This window comes from Collinsella sp. HCP3S3_D1 (genome assembly GCF_052064015.1).
In the GTDB taxonomy this organism is placed as follows: Bacteria; Actinomycetota; Coriobacteriia; order Coriobacteriales; family Coriobacteriaceae; genus Collinsella.
Window position 1 is genome coordinate 1 of record NZ_JBQHWK010000041.1, and the last position, 905, is coordinate 905.

A 905-nucleotide genomic window follows, 5' to 3' on the forward strand; every position below is an offset into this window, starting at 1 on the left:
GACCCGACGCCGGACATGCTCGCTATGCCCCGTTTCGACGACGGCGCCATCGATATGCAGGAGCTGCTTCGCAGACTCGCCGAGCAGGTCGTGAACGCCGTGATGGACGCCGAGGCCGACCAGCTCTGCGGTGGCGGGGCGAACAGCCGAAACGGCTACCGCGAGAGGTCGCTCGCCACCTGCGTCGGCACGCTGACGCTGCGCATCCCCAAGCTGCGCTCCGGCAGCTTCTTCCCGGAGGACGTGCTCGAGCGCTACCAGCGCGTCGACCGCGCCCTCGTTGCCGCCGTCGCCGAGATGTACGCCACGGGCACGAGCACCCGCAAGGTGCAGAGGGTGGCCGAGAAGATGGGCGTCTCCAGGCTCTCGAAGGACCAGGTGAGCGCAATCGCCTCGAGCCTGGACGCAGACATCGAGGATCTGTGCGGAAGGCCGCTCGACGGCTCGCCGGTGCCCTACGTCTGGCTCGACGCGACCTACGTCAAGTGCCGCCGCGAGGGGCGCGTCGCCTCCACCGCCGTGGTCACCGCCATCGGCTGCGATGCGGGCGGCTGGAGGCGCGTCCTCGGTGTCGACGTGGTTGACACCGAGTCTTACGACTCGTGGCTCGCCTTCCTGCGGGCTATCCGCTCGCGCGGGGCGGCGGGCGTGCGGCTCGTCGTCTCGGACGCCCGCCCGGGGCTCGTCCGGGCGCTCGGCGAGGTCTTCCAGGGCGCCGCGTGGCAGCGCTGCGCGGTCCACCTCATGCGCGTCTGCATGCGCGAGGCCGGCTCCTGGCAGCTCAGGCGCCGCGTGGGCAGGATCGTGTCGCAGTTGTTAGCGTCAATCTATTTTTCACCAGTTTCGCTAAACAGGCGCGCCGTTCGCGCAAAGGCGGTTTCACCGGTTGCGCTAACGTATTTTCA

General features: G+C 69.1%; 1 protein-coding gene. It reads left to right on the top strand.

Annotation, left to right across the window (positions count from 1 at the left end):
- Positions 1-15: 15 nt before the first annotated feature.
- Positions 16-905 (top strand): IS256 family transposase (locus tag ACTNDJ_RS08930; RefSeq protein WP_441083571.1); only part of this gene is annotated, 890 nt, incomplete at its 3' end.